Raw genomic sequence first — 19,519 nt, 5'->3', positions numbered from 1 at the left:
AGGGCAAGCGGGCCAGAGTGTCGAGCGGGAATCCCCATCACAACAGGTTGAGCCAGTGGAGTGCTGCCATGGCGAGGGCGAGAAGCGCCAGTGTCTCGATCACCACGATGGCCAGATGGCCGCCGCCCACGGCGGTCAGCGTCTTGAGCGAGGTCTTGACGCCCAGCGCCGCAATCGCGGTGATCAGGCAGGCGCGCGAGATCGTGTCAAGCTTCAGCACCAGAAGCTCGGGCAGATCAACCGCGCTGCCAAGCACCACGAGGGCCAGAAACAGCACCATGAACCATGGCAGCAGCGGGATCTTGCCCTGCCCTGCCCCGGTGCCGGTTGCACGCAGCAGCAGCACGATCGCGACCAGCACCACGGGCAGCATGGCCACGCGGAAGAGTTTGGTAATGGTGGCCATTTCGCCCGCGGCATCCGAGACCGAAAACCCTGCGCCGACCACCTGCGCCACATCGTGAATGGTGGCGCCGATCAGGAAGCCCTGTTGCACTTCGGTGAAGCCCAGCGCCTGAAACAGCAGCGGATAGGCGACCATGGCGATGGTCGAGAGCGCCGTGACCGCGATGACGGTAAAGAGCGTGTTGCGCTCGGTCTTGTCATTGCGCGGGATGACGGCGGCGATGGCGAGCGCGGCAGAGGCCCCGCAGATCGCCACCGCGCCCCCGGTCAGGAGCGCGAAACGCCACTGGCGCCTGAAGAGCGGGGCCACAATGAAGCCGGTCGCGATGGTCAGCACGATCAGCCCCGCCAGCACGCCCGCGCCCGTCAGCCCGATCTGCGCAACGTCATCAAGCGCGATGCGGATGCCCAGAAGCCCCACCCCCAGCCGCAGGATGAATTTCGCCGCGAATTCGATACCTGCGCGGCAGGGGCCGTCCTGATGCAGGAAGTTGAACGCCATGCCGAGCAGAAGCGCAAACAGCATCACCGGCGCACCGTAATGCGCGCCAAGGAAGGCTGCTGCAGCGGCGATGGTCGCGGCCAGCATCAGCCCCGGCGCGAGGGGCGTGGCGAAGGCGCGCAGGCGAGCGATGGGGGTCATTCGGGCCTCTCGGGGGCGCGGGAGAAGGAAGGCGGGCCTTGCAGCCCGCCCCTGCGTCATGACAGATGCGCCGGATCAGGCGGAGCGGTAGAGCTTGGTCATCGAGAATTCGCGATGGCCCAGCGCCTCGGCTGCCGTCATGCGGCCATTGGCGGTGCGCTTGATCATCTCGATCAGCGCGTCACCCGCCTGATCAATGGTCATTTCGCGGGTCAGAACGCCGGTCACATCGACATCGATATGTTCCGCCATGGTGCGCAGCGTGCGCGGGTTGCCGGAAATCTTGATCACCGGCACGATGGGGTTGCCGACCACATTGCCCTGCCCGGTGGGGAATGTGTGGATGACATAGCCCGCAGCGGCCATCAGGGTCACGCATTCCGCCGCCGCCGAAGAGGTGTCCATGAAGTAGAGCCCTGCCCCCTTGGCCGGGGCTTCTGCCGGTTCGAGCACGTCGATATAGGTCGATGTGCGGCCGATCTTTTCCAGATTGCCCAGCGCCTTTTCCTCGATGGTGGTGAGGCCGCCCAGAATATTGCCCTTGGTGGGCTGGCTGTCGGAGAGATCCGAGGTCTTGAACTGCTCGATCACATCGTCCTGATAGGCTTTCCAGGTCTTCATGAATTTGGCCGCTGCTTCGGGATTGGCGGCGCGCTTTTCGCAGATATGCTCGGCCCCGGTGATTTCCGAGGTTTCGCCGAACACCCCGTAAAGCCCGTGCGGCAGGAGCTTGTCATACATATTGCCGACGGTCGGGCAGGAGGAAAGCCCGGTCGTGGTGTCGCTCTCGCCGCATTTGGTCGAGACCCAGAGATCGGTCAGCGGGCAATCTTCCTTCTGCAGTTCCGAGGCCCAATGCACGAATTCCTTGGCTTTCCAGCTTGCGCGACGGATCGTCTCGAAATCGCCATTCTGTTCGATCCAGAACCCCTCGACCGGCTTGCCGGTCTTGGCGATGCCGTCCACGATGATCTTGGTCCATTCCGGCTCGATCCCGATGACGACGACGGCGGCCACGTTCGGGTTCGCGCCAGTGCCGATGATGGTGCGGAAATGGAGATCCAGATCCTCGCCGAACTGCAGACGCCCATAAGCGTGGGGAATGGCCATCGTGCCCTTGACGTTATTGGCCACAGCCTCGCAGGCGGCATTGGAAATGTCATCGACCGGCAGGATCAGCACATGGTTGCGTACGCCGACGCGGCCATTCTCGCGACGCCAAGCCTTGACGGTTTCTTGCGTGAAATCAAAAGCCATGATCGTTCCCCCTTACCAGCGCTTGGTTTTAAGATTGTGGGTATGGACATGGCCGCCGCGTTCCGCCGCGCCCACCATCTTGCCGATATCCTCGCCATATTTGAGGACGGTATCGCCTGCCTGCAGGTCTTGCAGCGCGACCTTGTGGCCGATGGGAATATCGGCTTTCGCGGTCAGGCGGAAATCGCTGTTATCCTCGGTGCAGACACAAAGCATGTCAGTGCCGGCGGTCAGCCCCTCGACCACGACGACGCCGACATTATCGGCCTTGCCATGGACAAGCAGTTGCGGATGGGTGGTCATGGTGCTCTCTCCCTTCAGGTCGGTCAGATGGTGGCCAGATCTGCAAGCGTGTCATGCAGGGTCCGGGAAATTCGGAGTGTCGTGGCGCGGGCGGCGCGTTCGGTGGCGCGGCGCGAGCCGGGCAGGCGCGCGCCCTCCTGTGCCTCGATGGCCTGAAACATCGCTTCGGCGCGCGTGGCAAAGCCGGGGGCGAAGCGCGCCGGGTCCAGCACCAGCAGGAAATGCGCGAGATCCGGCGGCGGGCCCTGATCGTCGAAAAGCGAGCTGGCTTCATAGCCAAATTGTGCCCCGGCGAGCCCTGCCGTCAGCAATTCCACCATCAGCGCAAGGGCTGCGCCCTTGGCCCCGCCCGAGGGCAGCATGGTGCCCGCCATCGCGGCATCGGCATCGGTCGTGGGGTTGCCATCCGGGTCCAGCGCCCAATCGGCGGGGATGGGGTTTCCGGCCTTCTGCGCCAGCATCACCTTGCCGCGGGCGACATGGCTGAGCGACAGGTCAATGACCAGTGGTGCACCCTGCGCACGCGGGCAGGCAAAGGCCACGGGATTGGTGCCGTAAAGCGCGCGATTGCCGCCCCAGGGGGCCATCGCGGCGGGGGCGTTGGCGAAGGCCAGCGCGATCAGACCCTCGCGGGCGAAAGGTTCGACCGCTTGTCCTGCGACGCCGAAATGATGCGAATGGGTGACGCTGACCACGGCCACGCCCAGATCGCGGGTGACAGCGCGGGCGGCTTGCGCACCGGCCTCGATCGCGGCAAAAGCCAGACCAAAACCGGCATCGACGCGGATCACCGCGCCATCTGTTGTGACCTGCGGTGCGGCCGAAGCCCGCACCTTACCTGCCCGCATCTGCGCCACATAGAAGGGCACCCGCGCCAGACCATGCGAGGGCAGCCCCTCGCGCTCGGCCATGACCAGCGCGCGGGCAGCAGGCAGGGCCAGCTCCTGGGGCATTCCGGCAGTGGTGAAGGCCGAAAGCGCCAGTTCGGTCGCGGTTTGCAGGGATATTTCAAGCTCTGTCATCATTCTTCCTGTGGGGCGGACGACTCACGAAAACCGTTGCTTGAAAGCTGTATAGTTTATATAATAGAGAAGTGTCAACGCCCATCCCCGAAAGGCCCCCTATGCCCCGCCCAATCCCCGCGCGTCCCTTTGCCCAGCCGCTGCACCGGCAGTTGCGTGATCTGATGATGGCCCGGATCGAAGCCGGGGAATGGTCGCCCGGAACCTATCTGCCGCCCGAGATCAAACTGGCCGAACACTATGGCGTGGCGGTGGGCACATTGCGCAAGGCGCTGCTGGATCTGGCCGCCGAGGGGGTGGTGCTGCGCCGTCAGGGCAAGGGCACGGTGGTCGCAAGCCATGACAGCGATGCGGTGCTGTTTCGCTTCTTCAACATGCGCCGCGCCGATGGCAGCAGGCTGCGCCCCGAAAGCCGGGTACTGGCGCGGGGGCGGCGCAGTGCCAATGCCGAGGAGGCGCAGGCGCTGGGGGTCGAGCCGGGGGCGGATCTGCTATGCATTACCCGCGTGCGCGAAGGCGACGGGGTGCCGATCCTTTATGAGCATATCCTGCTGGATGCCGCGCGGTTCAAGGCGCTGGAGACCTGGCCGGAGGTGCTGCCGAACACGCTTTATCAGCTCTACCAGACCGAATATGCCGCGACCGTGCATCGCGCGCGCGAAGAGATCACGGCGGATCGTGCGACCGGGGCCTGTGCGCGCGAACTGGGTCTGGCTGTGGGCGCGCCAGTCCTGCTGGTGCGCCGGGTGGCGCTGGATTATTCGGAACAGCCTGTGGAGTTGCGCCTTTCCTGGATCAAGACAGACGGGCTGCATTATCGGGTCGAGGTGTGAGGCCGCGCAGCGGGGCGCCCCGGCCATAGGCCGGGTCTTTACACCTCTCGCGGCCAGCCCTCAGATCATCCAGACCCGCGCATAGGGCAGGAGCACCAGCGCCCCGTCATGCAGGCCGATATCATGGCCCGAGAGCAGATCATGCATCTTTTCCGCCCCTTGGGCGCGCAGCCAACCCTCGGGGATGCGCTGCACCGCTTCGGTGAAGTTGAACAGGCAGAGCACCGGCCCGGTGGGAGCGAGGCGCGCGAAGGCCAGAACCTGCGTATTCTCGGGATGCAGGATGCGGGTCGGCACGCCGGAATGAAGCTGCGGCAAGGCGGCGCGGCGGTGCAGGATCGCGCGCGTGCCCTGCAGCACCTGCCCTTGCGGGCTGGCCGGGTCACTCTCGGCCGCATCGGCCCTGTCCCAGTCCATCACCGGACGGTGCAGCCAGCGGCTGTCGGGGGCGTGCAGCGGATTGTCGAGATAGGACCAGTCATTCGCAAGCGCGATCTCGTCGCCCATATAGATCATCGGCACGCCGCCGTAGCTGGCGATCAGGGCCACGCCCAGCAGCATGCGCTGCACGGCAAGTTCCGCCTGTTCCGGGCCGGACTCGATCCCGGTGAGCGAGGCCAATGTGCCCGAAATGCGCTTGTCGCCGGTGGCCGGGTTTTCCTGAAAGAGCGCGCCCTTGGCGAAGCTGCCGGGAAAGCTGCCCTCGTAGAAATCCGACAGAAAGGCGCGATGCGCCGCGCCCGAAAAGCCCAGATCGGCGGCGTCCTCATCGGTCACGGCCCAGCCGATATCATCATGGCAGCGCAGATAGGTGACGTAAGTGGCGTTGCTCAGCCGTTCGGGGAAATGCGTGGCCAGGACATGGCGCATCAGCTTGGTGTCGCGCGAGGCAAGCGCCGACCAGTATTGCACCATCAGCGAGTTGTGATAGGCGAGATTGCCCACGCGCCCGTCATGCTCGCCCGTGCCCAGATAGGTCAGCATTTCGGCGGGCGCGGTGATGGCTTCTTCCAGATGGATCACGGCGGGCGCGACGATGCGGCAGACGGCGCGCAGCGCGCGCAGGATCATATGCACTTCGGGTTCGGACTGGCAGCGGGTGCCCATGCGTTTCCACATGAAGGCCACGGCATCGAGGCGCAGCACATCCACGCCCTTATTGGCCAGAAACAGCATGATCTTGGAGATTTCCAGAAACACCCAAGGATTCGACCAGTTCAGATCCCATTGATGTTCATGGAAGGTGGTCCAGACCCATTTGCCGAGTTCCGGCACGAAGGTGAAACTGCCCGGCGCGTCATTGGGGAAGATCTCGACCAGCGTCTGTTCATATTGGCGCGGCAGGGTGTCGTCATCGAAGATGTAATAGTATTCCTGATAGGCTTTCTCGCCCGCAATCGCTTTTTGCGCCCAGTCATGTTCGCGCGCCGTGTGGTTCAGCACCAGATCGACGCAGAGCGACATGCCCCGCCCGCGCATCTTGCGCGCGAGCCGTTCGAGATCGGCCATGCTGCCTAAGGCCGGGTTGATACGGCGGTAATCCTGCACCGAATAGCCGCCGTCATTCGGCCCCTTGCGGGGCTTCAGGCAAGGCATGACATGCAGGTAACGCACGCCCAGCCCGTCGAGATAGTCGAGCTTGCCCTCGATCGCGCTGATCGAGCCTGCGAAACGGTCGGCATAGGCGGCATAGCCCACCATATCGGGGCGCAGGAACCAGTCGGGTTCGAGATCGCGTTGCAGATCGAGGCGTTTCAGATCTGCGGGACGGGCCTTCCATGCCCGCGCCATCTCGTCGCGGAGCGCGGCGGACATGGCGGCAAGGTCGGGATGGCCGCCATAGAGCCGTTCCAGCATCGGCCAGAGATCGGGCGCGCTGCGCGCGGCGCGCAGATCATAGAGTTCGGAGGCGGGCGCAGTGCGGGCCATGGCTCAGGTGATCACATCGGGGCCAGTGCGGCCCGTGCGCGCGGCAATGCCCGCGATGGCGTCAATGGCGGTGATGACATCGGCCAGCGCCGTCTGCGGATCCTGGTGCAGCGCGGCGGGGTCGGTTTCCAGCGCTTCAAGATAGACGCGCAGCGTGGCCCCTGCCGTGCCGGTGCCTGAAAGGCGCAGGACGGCGCGCGCGCCATTCGTGAAATAGACGCGGATCCCCTGCCCTGCGGCATGCGAGCCATCCACCGGGTCGTCATAGGAAAACTCATCCGCGCGCTCGACGGTCAGCGCGCCGAAGACCTTGCCCGGCAGCGCGGGCAATTCGGCGCGCAGATCGGCTATCAGGGCATTCGCCGCCTCGCTATCCACTTCCTCATAATCATGGCGCGAATAGTAATTGCGCCCGTAGCGCGCCCAGTGATCGGCCATCAGCTCGGACACGCCCTTGCCCGTGCTGGCCAGAATGTTGAGCCACAGCAGCACCGCCCAGAGCCCGTCCTTCTCGCGCACATGGTTCGAGCCGGTCCCGGCGGATTCCTCGCCGCAAAGCGTGGCGCGGCCTGCATCAAGGAGATTGCCGAAGAATTTCCAGCCTGTGGGTGTCTCGAAACAGTCGATCCCCTTGGCCGCCGCCACACGGTCCACGGCGGCGGATGTGGGCATGGAGCGCGCCACACCTGCGAGGCCATCCGCATAGCCCGGTGCCAGATGTGCGAGATCGGCGAGCACCGCAAGGCTGTCCGAGGGGCTGACATAGCAGTTGCGCCCGACGATCATGTTGCGGTCGCCGTCGCCATCCGAGGCCGCGCCGAAATCGGGGGCGTCGGGGGCATACATGGCCGTCATCAACTCATGCGCCCAGATCGGGTTGGGGTCGGGATGGCCGCCGCCGAAATCGGGCGAGGGCGTGCCGTTGACGACCGATCCGGGGGCGGCCCCTAGGCGGTTTTCCAGAATCTCATGCGCATAGGGGCCGGTGATCGCATGCATCGCATCAAAGCGGAGGCGGAAGCCGCCCTTGAGATGCGCGCGGATCGCGGCGAAATCAAACAGGCTTTCCATCAGATCGGCATAATCGGTGATCGGGTCGATGACCTCGACCACCATCGCGCCCAGATGCGCCTCGCCGATCAGGCCGATATCGGGCGCGTCGCCCTCCCAGATATGGTATTCGGTGATATCGAGGGTGCGGGCGAAGATGCGGTCGGTCACGGCCTCGGTTGCCGGACCGCCATTGGGGCCGTTGTATTTCAGGCCGAAATCAGCCTCTGGCCCGCCGGGATTGTGACTGGCCGACAGGATCAGCCCGCCATCGGCCCCGCGCTTGCGGATCAGATGCGAGGCCGCGGGCGTGGACAATAGCCCCCCCTGCCCCACGATGCAGCGCGCGGCACCATTGGCGGCGGCCATGCGCAGGATCACCGCGACGGCACTGTCATTGAAATAGCGCCCGTCGCCGCCCACGACCAGCGTCTGGCCCGCCACACCGCCAATCCCCTCGAAGATCGCCTGAACGTAGTTTTCCAGATAGGGGGGCTCCATGAAGACGGAGGTTTTCTTGCGCAGCCCCGATGTGCCGGGTTTCTGGCCCGCAATGGGCTGGGTCGGGATGATCTGGATCTGGCTCATTGCTCTTTCCCCCTGCGTTGCGGGCGCGCGCGGGTTGGCGCGTCCCTGGTCATCTTGAACACCGCCACCGAATTGCCCTTGACCAGCGAGGCCACAAGCGGCGGGTGTTCCATGGTCAGATCGGTCGTGTCGAAGACGCGGCGCCAGAACTGGCCATCCTGCGCCTCGGGCATGGTGACTTTCACATCGCCCCCATTGTTGAACACGACAAAGATCGCGTCAAACTGGCGTTCATAGGCCGGGGTGGAATGGGCCATGCGGATTTCCACGCCCAGAAAGCGCAGATCGTGGCGGTTCCAGTCCTCGTCGCGCATCACCGCGCCATTGGGCTTGCGCCAGAAGATATCGGGCATGCCATCTTCCGGTCGGGGTTTGGCATGCAGAAAGCGTTTCTGGCGCAGGATCGGATTGTTCTTGCGAAAGGCGATGGCGGCGCGGCAGAACTCCAGAAATTCGGTATCGGCTTTGTCCCAGTCGACCCAGCCGATGGGATTGTCCTGCGCATAGGCGTTGTTGTTGCCGCCCTGCGAATTGCCGATCTCGTCACCGGCAAGGATCATCGGCGTGCCCTGGCTGAACATCAGGGTCGCAAACATGTTGCGGCGGCGGCGCGCGCGGCAGGCATGCACGTCGGGGTCATCGCTCGGCCCTTCATGGCCGCAATTATCCGAGAAATTATGGTCATGCCCGTCGCGGTTTTCCTCGCCATTGGCGAGGTTGTGCTTTCTGGCATAGCTGACAGTATCCATCAGCGTGAACCCGTCATGCGCGGTCAGGAAATTGACAGCGGATGTGGCGGGCCGACCGTCATGGTCGAAATGCAGCGCGGAGCCCGAAATGCGGCGCGAGAGTTTGCGCGCCTGCCCGTCATCGCCGCGCCAGAAAGACCGCACCGTGTCGCGATATTTGTCATTCCATTCGCGGAAGGGCGCGGGATAGGCGCCCAGCTGATAGCCCTCATGGCCGATATCCCAGGGCTCGGCGATCAGCTTCACCCGATTGAGCACCGGATCCTGCCGGACCGCGCGGCAGAAGGGGCCGTCGCGGTCGAACATGCCGCCGGTGCGCGCCAGTGTCGAGGCAAGATCAAAGCGGAAGCCATCGACATGCATCACCTCGACCCAGTAGCGTAAGCTGTCCATCACCAGCCGCAGCGCGAAAGGATGGTCCATGTTGATGGTGTTGCCGCAGCCGGTATCGTCGATGAAATAGCGCCGGTCATCGGCCAGCCGGTAATAGGCGGCATTGTCAAAACCCCGGAAACAGAGCGTCGGGCCGCGCTGGTCGCCCTCTGCCGTGTGGTTATAGACCACATCGAGGATCACCTCGATGCCCGCCGAATGGAAGCGCGCGACCATCTGCTGGAACTCGGCAATCTCGCCTGCCGACATATAGCGCGGCTCGGGGGCGAAGAAGGCATAGGTCATATAGCCCCAGTAATTGCGCAATCCGCGCTCGGTCAGAAAGCGGTCATCGACAAAGCCCTGCACCGGCAGAAGTTCGATCGCGGTGATCCCGAGTTTGGTCAGATGCTCCAGCATCGGGTCGGAGGCGAGCCCGAGGAACTTGCCCGCATGGGGGATATCGCTGCGCATGGCGGTCAGGCCCTTGACATGCGCCTCGTAGATCACGGTTTCCGACCAGCTATGGCTGGGCCGCCCCTTGTTGGCGTCCCAGCTGAAAGCCGGGTCCACCACGACCGAGCGCGGCATGAAGGGCGCGGAATCGCGCGTGTCGTAGCTCAGATCCCCCAGCGGATCACCGATGCGGTAGCCATAAAGCGCATCATTCCAGACCGGATGGCCGGTCAGCTTCTTGGCATAGGGGTCGATCAGCAGTTTGTGCGGATTGAAGCGATGCCCCTGTTCGGGCAGATAGGGGCCGTGGACGCGGTAGCCATATTGCTGGCCCGGACGCATGCCCGAGATATAGCCGTGCCAGACATGGCCATCGCGCTCGGAGAGGTCGATCAGCAGGGTCTCGTTGCCCTGTGCATCGAACAGGCACAGGGTCACGCGGGTCGCGTTTTGCGAGAAGACCGCGAAATTCACGCCCTCGCCGTCGAATGTGGCCCCCAGCGGATAGGGACGGCCAGCCGTAAGCTGAAACGAACTGATCATGTCGTGATGCCAAGCAAGCCCTTGTAAAGCGCCGCATAAGCAGCGGCCGAATGATCCCATCCGACAGGCTGGGCCATAGCATTGCGTTGCATCTGCCGCCAGAGTTTTGGCTGGGCATAAAGCCCGCAAAGCCGGGCCAGTGCGCTGGCCAGCGCCTGCGCTGTGACCGGCGCGAACTGGATGCCGGTTGCGACGGGCTTGGCCGCCAGCGTGGCGGGCGTGGCAGGGATGACCGTATCCGCCAGCCCGCCCGTGAGCGCCACCAGCGGCAGGGTGCCGTAGCGCAGCCCGTAAAGCTGGGTCAGGCCGCAGGGTTCAAAGCGCGAGGGCACAAGGATTGCATCCCCCCCCGCCATCATCCGGTGTGACAGCGCCTCGTCATAGCCGATGCGCACGGCCACATTGGGATGGCGCGCGGCGCGCTCGAACGCGGCCTGCATCGCCGGATCGCCGCTGCCCAGAACCGCAAGCTGCCCGCCCCGGTCGGTAAGCGCAGGCAGCGCCTGCAAGAGCAGATCGAGCCCTTTCTGTTCGGTCATGCGCGAGATGACAACGCAAAGCGGCCCTTCGGCCTCTGGCAGGCCAAACTCGGCGCGCAGGGCGGATTTATTGGCGGCCTTGCCTGCTGGCGTGTCATAGGGGGTGATCAGCGGGTCAAGTTCGGGCGACCAGACACTGGTGTCAATGCCGTTGAGGATGCCCGAGAGCACATCCTGCCGGACCATCAGCACGCCCTGCAACCCCATGCCGAATTCGGGTGTCAGAAGTTCCTCGGCATAGGTGGGCGAGACTGTGGTGATCCGGTCGGCGAAGATCAGCCCGGCCTTGAGCGCGGAGATCTGGCCCCAATATTCGAAGCCTTCGGGGGTGAAATCGGCGGAATCGAGTTTGAGGGCCGAAAGGCGGCTGGCGGGGGCCAGCCCCTGAAAGGCGATATTGTGGATCGTGACGATGCTCCGCACCTGCCCCGCCGCAGGGCCGCGCGCGATGTAATAGGGGGCAAGCCCGCCCTGCCAGTCATGGGCATGGAGGATCTCGGGGCGCCAGTCGGGCAGCAGGCCCGCCGCGATTTCGGCACCCACCCATGACAGCGCGGCGAAGCGTTCGGGATTGTCGGGCCAGTCGCGGCCGGTATCGCTGAGATAGATCCCCGCGCCCCGGTCATAGAGATGCGGGGCATCGAGCACCAGAAGATCGAGGCCCGATGCAGTGGCCGCAATGACACGCGCCGCGCCCCCGAAACAGTCCGGGAGGCGGGCGCAGATCTCGGCCCCTTCCAGCGTGGCCATGACGGCGGGATAGCCCGGCAGAAGCGTGCGCATTTCGACACCTGCGCCCGCCAGCGCCCCCGGAAGCGCGCCGGCCACATCCGCGAGCCCGCCGGTTTTCACCAGCGGGGCGCATTCCGATGCAACCGACAGAACGCGTGTCACTGTGCGGCTTTCCATGCATCGATCATGGGTTTGGTGATCAAGGTAATCCCTTTCTCGGTGACGCGGAAATGTTTCGCATCTTCCACCGGGTCTTCGCCGACCACAAGCCCTGCCGGAATGACCACGCCCCGGTCGATCACGCATTTCCTGAGCCGCGCCGAACGGTTGACCACGACATGCGGCAGGACCACCGCATGATCGAGCACCGCATAGGAATTGGTATGGACCTGCGTGAACAGAAGCGAATTGCGCACTTCCGTCCCCGAGATGATGCAGCCCCCCGAGACCATCGAGGAAATCGCCATGCCGCGGCGGTCCTTCTCGTCATGGATGAATTTCGCGGGCGGCACGGATTCGGAATAGGTCCAGATCGGCCAGTTCTTGTCCCACAGATCGAGGGTCGGCGTGAAATCGGTCAGGTCGATATTGGCCTGCCAGAAGGCATCAATCGTGCCGACATCGCGCCAATAGGCCTCGGCGCCGGGATCGCGCACGCAGGAATCGTCGAATTTATGCGCGACCGCTTTGCCGTTTTTCACGATCTCGGGGATCAGGTCATTGCCGAAATCATGACTGGAATTGGGGTCTTCGGCATCGCGCAGAAGCAGGTCGCGCAGGAAGGACCAGGTGAAGACATAGATCCCCATCGAGGCCAGCGCCTTGTCCGGGTGGCCGGGCATGGCGGGCGGATCTTTGGGCTTTTCCAGAAAGGACGTGATGCGGCTGTCGTCATCCACGGCCATGACGCCGAAAGCGGTCGCTTCCTCGCGCGGGACGGTGAGGCAGCCGACCGTCACATCGGCCTTTTGCGTGACATGCTGGCGCAGCATCAGCTCGTAATCCATCTTGTAGATGTGATCACCGGCCAGAAGGATAATATATTCAATGCCGTAGCTGTCGATGATGTCGATATTCTGGGTCACGGCATCGGCGGTGCCGCGATACCACATCTCCTCGCCCATGCGCTGCGAGGCGGGCAGGATATCGAGATATTCATTGCGCTCGGCGCGAAAGAAGTTCCAGCCGCGCTGGCAGTGCCGGATCAGGGAATGCGCCTTGTATTGTGTGGCCAACGCCATGCGGCGGACGCCCGAATTCAGCGCGTTCGAGAGTGCGAAGTCGATGATGCGGGTCTTGCCACCGAAATAGACCGCCGGTTTCACCCGGTTGTCGGTCAGTTCCTTCAGCCGCGAGCCGCGCCCGCCCGCCAGCACGAATGCCATCGAGCGCTGTGCCAGTCTTGAAGTTTCAGCCATCCCAGTCCTCCCTGAACCTTTGGGTCAATCAATCCTTTGCCCGAAGGCGGAATATCACCGTCGCAAGCGGCGGCAGTGTGATGCGGATATGTTGCGCCATGCCGTCGCAGTCTTCGGCCAGCGTGTCGCAGCCCCCCATATTGCCGCGATTGCCGCCGCCATAGATCGCGGCATCGGTGTTGAGCACTTCCTCCCAATGCCCTGCGGCGGGCACGCCCACGGGCAGGTCGCTGCGCTCGATGGGGGTGAAATTGCAGATCACCAGCACCGGCGCGTCGCCTTCCAGCCCGTAGCGTGCGAAGGCGAGTTTCGAGATCGACGGGTCATTGGCGATCCATTGGAATCCCGGCGCCTCGCAATCGCGCCGGTAGAGCGCGGGCGTGTCGCGATAGACGCGGTTCAGATCGCGCACCAATGCCTGAACGCCGCGATGGTTCTCGCCCGCGAGCGCGTCCCAATCCACCGATCTGTCATGGTTCCATTCGCCATATTGCGCGATTTCGCAGCCCATGAAGAGAAGTTTCTTGCCGGGGAAGCCCCACATATAGCCGTAATAGGCGCGCAGATTCGCGAATTTCTCCCATTCATTGCCGGGCATCTTGTCGATCATCGCGCCCTTGCCATGCACCACCTCGTCATGGCTGATCGGCAGGATGAAATTCTCGGTCCAGGCCCAGTCGATCGGGAAGGTCATCAGATGATGATCATAGCTGCGATAGATCGGGTCTTTTTGGATATAGCGCAGCGTGTCATTCATCCAGCCCATGTTCCATTTGAACCCAAAGCCAAGCCCGCCGGTATCGACCGGGCTGGAGACCCCGGGAAAGGCGGTTGATTCCTCGGCGATGGTCATGATGCCATCAGCCTCGCCATAGGCGACGGTATTCATCTCGCGCATGAAGGCGATGGCCTCGAAATTCTCGCGCCCGCCCATGTGGTTGGGGATCCATTCGCCATCTTTGCGCGAATAATCGCGGTAGAGCATGGAAGCCACCGCATCCACGCGCAGCCCGTCGATATGGTATTCCTTGAACCAATAGAGCGCATTGGCGGTCAGGAAATTGCGCACCTCGGTGCGGCCGTAATTGTAGATCAGCGTGTTCCAGTCCTGATGGAAGCCTTCGCGCGGGTCGGAATGTTCATAAAGATGCGTGCCATCGAACTGCGCCAGCCCATGCGCGTCGGTCGGGAAATGCCCCGGCACCCAGTCAAGGATCACGCCAAGCCCGGCCTTATGCGCCGCTTCCACCAGATCGCGGAATTCATGCGGCGGGCCGAAACGGATCGTGGGGGCATAGAGGCCCACGGGCTGATAACCCCAGGAGCCATCGAAGGGAAATTCGCTGACGGGCAGGAATTCGAGATGGGTGAAGCCCATATCCACGGCATATTCCACCAGTTCGGTGGCGAGTTCGCGGTAGGAAAGCGGGCGGCCATCTTCTTCCCAGCGGCGTTTCCACGATCCCAGATGCACCTCGTAGATCGAGATTGGCGCATCGCGGCGGTTGGTGATGGCGCGGCTTTTCATCCATGCGTCATCGCGCCAGGCGTAGCCCGAGATATCGCGCACCACCGAGGCCGTGGCGGGGGGATGCTGAGCGCCGAATCCTACCGGATCGGCCTTCTGCGCGACATGGCCATGCGCCGTGATCAACTCGTATTTGTAGATCACGCCCTCGCCGAGGGCGGGGATGAACAATTCCCAGACGCCGGTATGCCCGACGCGCCGCATCGGGAATTGCGCGCCGTTCCAGTGGTTGAAATCCCCCAGCACGGAGACGCGCTGCGCGTTCGGGGCCCAGAGTGCGAAATGGACGCCCGTCACGCCCTCATGCGTGGTGACATGTGCGCCCAGCGCCTGCCAGATCTGGCGATGCGTGCCCTCACCCAGAAGATACTGGTCCAACTCGCCCAAGCAAGGGCCGAAACGGTAGGGATCGTCATGGTCCCAGACCGCGCCATCGGCATAGCTTGCACGCAGACTGTAGGGATGTTTCGACTTCGGCACGGAGGCGGCAAAAACCGGCCCGGCAAGGCGCTGGAGCGCGACGTTCTTGCGGGCGAATTTCGCCTCCAGTGCCTCTGCCCCCGGTGCCATCGCCACAAGCCAGCGCTTGCCCCCATGATCATGCAGGCCGAGCACGTCAAAGGGTCGGTCATGACGGCCCTGCATCAGTCGCTCCAGATCATCCGAGGTCATATGCGGCGGCAGAGCGTCGGTCATGAGCAATTCCTTATGCAGCCGTCTTGCGGGCGATTACGAAACCATTGGGCGCGAAAGCAATCCTGTCCCCGCCCAGTGTAACACCTTGCGACAGCAGTGGCGCAAGCGTTTCATTGGTTTCACATTCGGCGTCATTCGGCGACAGGTTGTAAAGACAGACCAGCCCCTCGCCGCGTGTGAAGCCCAGAATCGGGTCGGGCAGGTCGAGAAAGGCCATGCTGCCCTCTTGCAGATCGGCCTCGGAGCGGCGCAGGGCGAGCATCTGGCGGTAGAAATTCAGCACCGAGTCCGGCCCCGATTGCGTATCGACCGCGCGCGCGGCCTGCGGCGCCTTCACCGGCAGCCAGGTCGCGTTGGCCTGCGAGAATCCGGCATTGGCGGCAGAGGCTTCCCAGACCATCGGCGTTCGGCAGCCATCGCGGCCCTTGTGATCGGGCCAGAAATTGATGCCTTCGGGGTCGGTCAGTTCGTGGAATTCCAGATCTGTGTCCACCTGCCCCAGTTCCTCGCCCTGATAGAGGCAGATCGAGCCACGGAAAGCCAGCAGCATCGCCGCTGCCTGTTTGGCAAGCGCATCGCTGTCCTGCGCATGGGGCAGCCAGCGGCCGACATGGCGCGGCACGTCATGGTTGGAAAACGCCCAGCAAGGCCAGCCGGTGGGGGCTTTCCTGAAGAACTCTTCAATCCGCGAGCGGAAATGATCGGGCGAGAAATTCGGCCCCAGCATCTCGAAGGAATAGGCCATATGCAGGCGTTTTCCGGAAGTATACTGGCCCATCAGCTCGATGGAATGATGGCTGTCGCCGACCTCGCCCACAGTGGTGCGTGCGTCGAATTCATCCAGAAGCGCGCGGATGCGTTCGACAAAGGCCAGATTCTCGGGCTGGTTCTTGGAGAACAGGCAATATTGCATGTCATAGGGGCGGAAGGCATCCATCCCCCAGGGCAGGAAATTCGCCGGATTGTCGCGCAGATGCTTGTCATGGAAGTAGAAATTGACCGTATCGAGGCGGAACCCGTCTACGCCACGTTCCAGCCAGAAGCGCATGGTGCCCAAGAGATAATCCTGCACCTCGGGGTTATGCAGGTTCCAGTCGGGCTGTTCGCGCAGGAAGTTGTGCAGGTAGTATTGCTTGCGCCGTGCATCCCATTCCCAGCCCGGCCCGCCGAAAATGGCCTGCCAGTTATTGGGCGGCGAGCCATCGGGCTTGGGATTGGCCCAGACGAACCAGTCGGCCTTGGGATTGTCGCGCGAGGACCGGCTCTCGATGAAGAACGGATGCTGGTCGGAGGCATGCGACAGCACCTGATCAATGATGACTTTCAGCCCGAGCCCATGGGCTTTTTCGATCAGCGCGTCGAAATCCTCCATCGTGCCGAAAGACGGGTCGATGCCGGTATAGTCCGAGACATCATAGCCCATATCCTTCATCGGCGAGGTGAAGATCGGCGAGAGCCAGATCGCATCGACGCCAAGCGAGGCGACATGATCCAGCCGTTCGGTAATGCCCTTGAGATCGCCGATCCCGTCGCCGTCGCTATCCATGAAGGAGCGGGGGTAAATCTGATAGGTGACCGATCCGCGCCACCAGTCCTGTGCCTTGAGCATTGTTGCTGTCGCCCTTCCCTGGGAAATTTCCAAACGCGCGGGCGTTAGCCCTAACATGAAACCCACATAAATCGAGAAACTCCCTTATTGCAAGCGGTTTGGAAACTTCTTTCGCAGCTAATTCGTGACCGTGGCCAAAGCTGCAGTAATGCTAAGGGGCGCGGGGCGGCTTTGGTTCTCGACCACTTCACTGGCAGGTGATATGAGCCGCGCCATGATCCAGAGAGTAGCCGACCGCTGTGACCGACCAGCCGCCGCCCGCGCGAGGGGCGGCGCAGCATGAGCAGGCGTGACGGCTGGCAGATGCGCCTCTATCTCGCGGCGCGGCCGCTGCTGCGCCCGCTGGCGGAACTGGCGCTGCGGCGCAGGCTGCGGCAGGGCAAGGAAGACCCCGCGCGCATGGGCGAGAAACAGGGCCGCGCCAGTCTGCCCCGGCCCGAGGGCACGCTGATCTGGCTGCATGCTGTGGGGCTGGGCGAGGTGCTGGCGCTGCGCCCGCTGATCTCGGCGCTGCAGGAGGCGCGGCCCGGTGTATCGGTGCTTGTCACCTCGACCGCGCGGTCGGCCAGTGCCGTGATGGCTGCGAATCTGCCGCCCCGCGTGGTGCATCAGTCGCTGCCGCTGGATGTGGCGGATTATACGCAGCGCTTTCTGGATCACTGGCGGCCCGATCTGGCGATCTGGTCCGAGCAGGATCTCTGGCCCGGTCTGATCTGCGACACGGCCGCGCGCGGCGTACCGCTGGCCTATGTCAATGCGCGGATGAATGCGCGCGCGCTGGCGCGGCGCAAGCGCGCGCGCGGTCTTTACCGCGACATGCTGCGCCGTTTCGCACTGATCGCGGCGCAGGACGCGCAGAGTGCGGCGCATATCGGCGCGCTCTCGGGGCGCGCGGTGCGGGTGATGCGCGCGCTCAAACCCGCTGCTGCGCCGCTGGCGGTGGATCAAACGGAGCTTGCGCTATTGCGCGCGCATCTGGCGGGGCGCAGGATCTGGGTCGCGGCCCCGACCCACCCGGAAGACGAGGCCGCAGCGCTGCCCGCGCAGGCAGAGCTTTTTGCGCAAGACCCAGACTGGCTGCTGATCCTTGCCCCCCGCCTGCCCGGTCGTGCGCCCGAGATCCTGCAGGCGCTTGACGCCGCCGGGCTGCCCTATGCGCTGCGCAGCGCGGGTGGCGTGCCGGGGCCGGACATGGCGATCTGGCTGGCCGATACATTCGGCGAGATGGGGCTCTGGTATCGGCTGGCCAGTCGCGCGCTGATCGGCGGCTCTTTTGGTCCCGTCGAGGGGCATAACCCCTGGGAGGCGATCTGTCTGGGCCTGCCGGTGCTGCACGGGCCGAACACCGCGAATTTCGCCACTGACTATGCGCAATTGCAGGCCGAGGGGCTGGCGCGGCAGATCACCGCCGGGGAACTGGCGCAGGCGCTGCAATCCCCTGCCCCGCCACGCGACGCAACCGCGCTGGTCGAGGCCGCGCGCGCCGATGCGGCGCGTCTGGCGCGCGATCTGCTGGCGCTGATGGAGGGGCGGGCATGATCCTGCGCCTGGCGCTCTGGGGCTACCGGCTGGCCTGGCTGCTGCTCTGGCCGCTGGTGCTGCTGTATCTGTGGCGGCGCGGGCGGCGCGATGCCGATTACAGCCGCCATATCGCGGAACGCTTCGGGTTTTATCCGGCCCCGCTGCCGCAGGGCGCGATCTGGGTGCATGCGGTCAGCCTTGGTGAAATCCGCTCGGCGCAGGGGCTGATCCGGTTGATGCTGGCGCGGGGCGACCGGGTGATTGTCACCAATATCACCCCTGCCGGGCGGCGCGAGACGCAGCGGCTGTTTGCGCCCGAGATCGCGCGCGGGCAGGTGGCGGTGGTCTGGGCGCCGTTCGACATGCCCTTCGCGCTGCGCCGGTTTCTGCGTGCCTGCCGCCCCCGGATCGGGCTGCCGCTGGAGGTCGAGATCTGGCCCGAGATGATCTTCACCTGCCGCGCGATGGGGGTGCCGCTGTACTTATGCAATGCGCAATATGCTGAAGGGCCGCTGGCGCGCGACGGGCGGGGCTTGCGGCTGCGCCAGCGGCTGATCGGGGCGATTGACGGGGCTTTCGTGAAATCGCAATTGCAGGCGCAGCGGTTCCGCTCGGTCGGTCTGCGCAATCTGCAGGTCACGGGGGAGCTGCGCTTTGACCAGCCGATTCCGCCGGCGCATCTGGACGCGGGGGCCGCGCTGCGCGGCCAAATTGGCGGGCGCGAGGTCATCACCATTGCCAGCGGGGTTGCGGATGAGGAAGCACTTTACCGCGATCTGATCCTGCAGATGCAGGGCGCGGAGGCGCCGCTTTTCGTCTATGTCCCGCGCGCGCCGGAGCGGTTTGATGCGGTGGTCCAAGGGCTGGAGGGCGCGGGGCTGCTTGTGGCGCGGCGCAGCCAGTGTCTGGACGCGGATCTGGCGGCGACAGCGCCGCTCGACGGAGTTGATGTGCTGGTGGGCGACAGTTTCGGCGAGATGTATTTCTACCTTGCGCTGGCGGATCGGGTGATCGTGGGGGCGGGGTTCACGCCCAAGGGGGCGCATAATATCATCGAGGCGCTGAGTCTGGGCAAGCCGGTGCTGACCGGGCCGGTGACATGGACGATTGAATATCCGTTTGTCGAGGCCGAAGCCGCGGGGATCGCGGTGAGCGTGCCGGATCTGCCCGCGTTGCTGGCGGAATTGCGGCAAGAGGCGCAGGCGGATCAGGCGGCGATTGCGCGGTTTCTGGCGGAACATGGCGGGGCCAGCGCGCGGACGCTGGCGGCGATAGATGCGGTGGCAGGTAGGGTGCGTGCTGAGCACGCACCCTACGTTTCGTAGC

Annotated in this window: 14 protein-coding genes; 3 read left to right on the top strand and 11 right to left on the bottom strand. The window is 64.2% G+C overall.

Going from position 1 to position 19,519, the window contains the following annotated elements; translation table 11 throughout:
* Nucleotides 1–37 precede the first annotated feature (37 nt).
* The 4 genes from BG457_RS15610 to BG457_RS15595 form a co-directional block, all read right to left on the bottom strand.
* Nucleotides 38–1,048, bottom strand: a complete 1,011-nt coding sequence (locus BG457_RS15610) for a YeiH family protein (protein ID WP_084657676.1) — start codon at nucleotides 1,046–1,048, stop codon at nucleotides 38–40.
* Nucleotides 1,049–1,123: 75 nt separating this feature from the next.
* Nucleotides 1,124–2,305, bottom strand: a complete 1,182-nt coding sequence (locus BG457_RS15605) for a UxaA family hydrolase (RefSeq protein WP_071798331.1) — start codon at nucleotides 2,303–2,305, stop codon at nucleotides 1,124–1,126.
* 12 nt (nucleotides 2,306–2,317) lie between these two features.
* A complete protein-coding gene (locus BG457_RS15600; protein ID WP_071798329.1) occupies nucleotides 2,318–2,608 on the bottom strand; it encodes a UxaA family hydrolase in 291 nt (96 codons plus the stop codon).
* A gap of 23 nt (nucleotides 2,609–2,631) precedes the next feature.
* Nucleotides 2,632–3,630: an Ldh family oxidoreductase gene (locus BG457_RS15595; protein WP_071799228.1), complete on the bottom strand. Its 999-nt coding sequence runs from the start codon at nucleotides 3,628–3,630 to the stop codon at nucleotides 2,632–2,634.
* A 101-nt stretch (nucleotides 3,631–3,731) separates the two neighbouring features.
* Between BG457_RS15595 and BG457_RS15590 the strand changes: the two genes are divergently transcribed.
* On the top strand, nucleotides 3,732–4,463 hold the full coding sequence (locus tag BG457_RS15590) for a GntR family transcriptional regulator (protein WP_071798327.1): 732 nt from the start codon (nucleotides 3,732–3,734) through the stop codon (nucleotides 4,461–4,463).
* Between the two features lie 60 nt (nucleotides 4,464–4,523).
* Here the strand turns inward: BG457_RS15590 and BG457_RS15585 are convergent, their stop codons facing one another.
* The 7 genes from BG457_RS15585 to BG457_RS15555 are packed head-to-tail and all read right to left on the bottom strand — an operon-like array spanning nucleotide 4,524 to nucleotide 16,672.
* Entirely contained in the window at nucleotides 4,524–6,392 is a 1,869-nt protein-coding gene (locus tag BG457_RS15585) for an amylosucrase (protein ID WP_071798325.1), read from the bottom strand.
* 3 nt (nucleotides 6,393–6,395) lie between these two features.
* Nucleotides 6,396–8,030: an alpha-D-glucose phosphate-specific phosphoglucomutase gene (locus BG457_RS15580; RefSeq protein WP_071798323.1), complete on the bottom strand. Its 1,635-nt coding sequence runs from the start codon at nucleotides 8,028–8,030 to the stop codon at nucleotides 6,396–6,398.
* Nucleotides 8,027–10,150 carry a glycogen debranching protein GlgX gene (gene glgX / locus BG457_RS15575; protein ID WP_071798320.1) on the bottom strand — a complete coding sequence of 708 codons (2,124 nt, stop codon included), beginning with the start codon at nucleotides 10,148–10,150 and terminating at the stop codon, nucleotides 8,027–8,029. Before glgX ends, BG457_RS15580 begins: the two co-directional genes overlap by 4 nt.
* The gene (gene glgA, locus BG457_RS15570) at nucleotides 10,147–11,598 is read right to left on the bottom strand and encodes a glycogen synthase GlgA (RefSeq protein ID WP_245771019.1); all 1,452 of its coding nucleotides are present in this window, start codon (nucleotides 11,596–11,598) and stop codon (nucleotides 10,147–10,149) included. Before glgA ends, glgX begins: the two co-directional genes overlap by 4 nt.
* Nucleotides 11,580–12,839 (bottom strand): glucose-1-phosphate adenylyltransferase, encoded by a 1,260-nt coding sequence (glgC, locus tag BG457_RS15565; RefSeq protein ID WP_071798318.1) that lies wholly within the window; start codon nucleotides 12,837–12,839, stop codon nucleotides 11,580–11,582. The genes glgA and glgC overlap by 19 nt, the downstream gene beginning before the upstream one ends.
* A 28-nt stretch (nucleotides 12,840–12,867) precedes the next feature.
* Complete coding sequence (gene glgB, locus BG457_RS15560; protein ID WP_071798317.1) at nucleotides 12,868–15,063, bottom strand: 1,4-alpha-glucan branching protein GlgB; 2,196 nt, start codon at nucleotides 15,061–15,063, stop codon at nucleotides 12,868–12,870.
* 10 nt (nucleotides 15,064–15,073) lie between these two features.
* A complete protein-coding gene (locus BG457_RS15555; protein ID WP_071798315.1) occupies nucleotides 15,074–16,672 on the bottom strand; it encodes an alpha-amylase family glycosyl hydrolase in 1,599 nt (532 codons plus the stop codon).
* Nucleotides 16,673–16,951: 279 nt separating this feature from the next.
* On the opposite strand from BG457_RS15555, the gene BG457_RS15550 reads away from it, so the two are divergent.
* The gene (locus BG457_RS15550; RefSeq protein WP_084657675.1) at nucleotides 16,952–18,211 is read left to right on the top strand and encodes a 3-deoxy-D-manno-octulosonic acid transferase; all 1,260 of its coding nucleotides are present in this window, start codon (nucleotides 16,952–16,954) and stop codon (nucleotides 18,209–18,211) included.
* Nucleotides 18,208–19,518 (top strand): 3-deoxy-D-manno-octulosonic acid transferase, encoded by a 1,311-nt coding sequence (locus tag BG457_RS15545; protein WP_071798311.1) that lies wholly within the window; start codon nucleotides 18,208–18,210, stop codon nucleotides 19,516–19,518. The genes BG457_RS15550 and BG457_RS15545 overlap by 4 nt, the downstream gene beginning before the upstream one ends.
* The last annotated feature ends 1 nt before the right edge of the window (nucleotide 19,519 follow it).

Origin of the sequence: Natronohydrobacter thiooxidans, from assembly GCF_001884735.1 — a bacterium.
GTDB lineage: Bacteria > Pseudomonadota > Alphaproteobacteria > Rhodobacterales > Rhodobacteraceae > Roseinatronobacter > Roseinatronobacter thiooxidans_A.
Note: the sequence above shows the minus strand (reverse complement) of the source record. Positions and strands in the feature narration are given on the sequence as shown.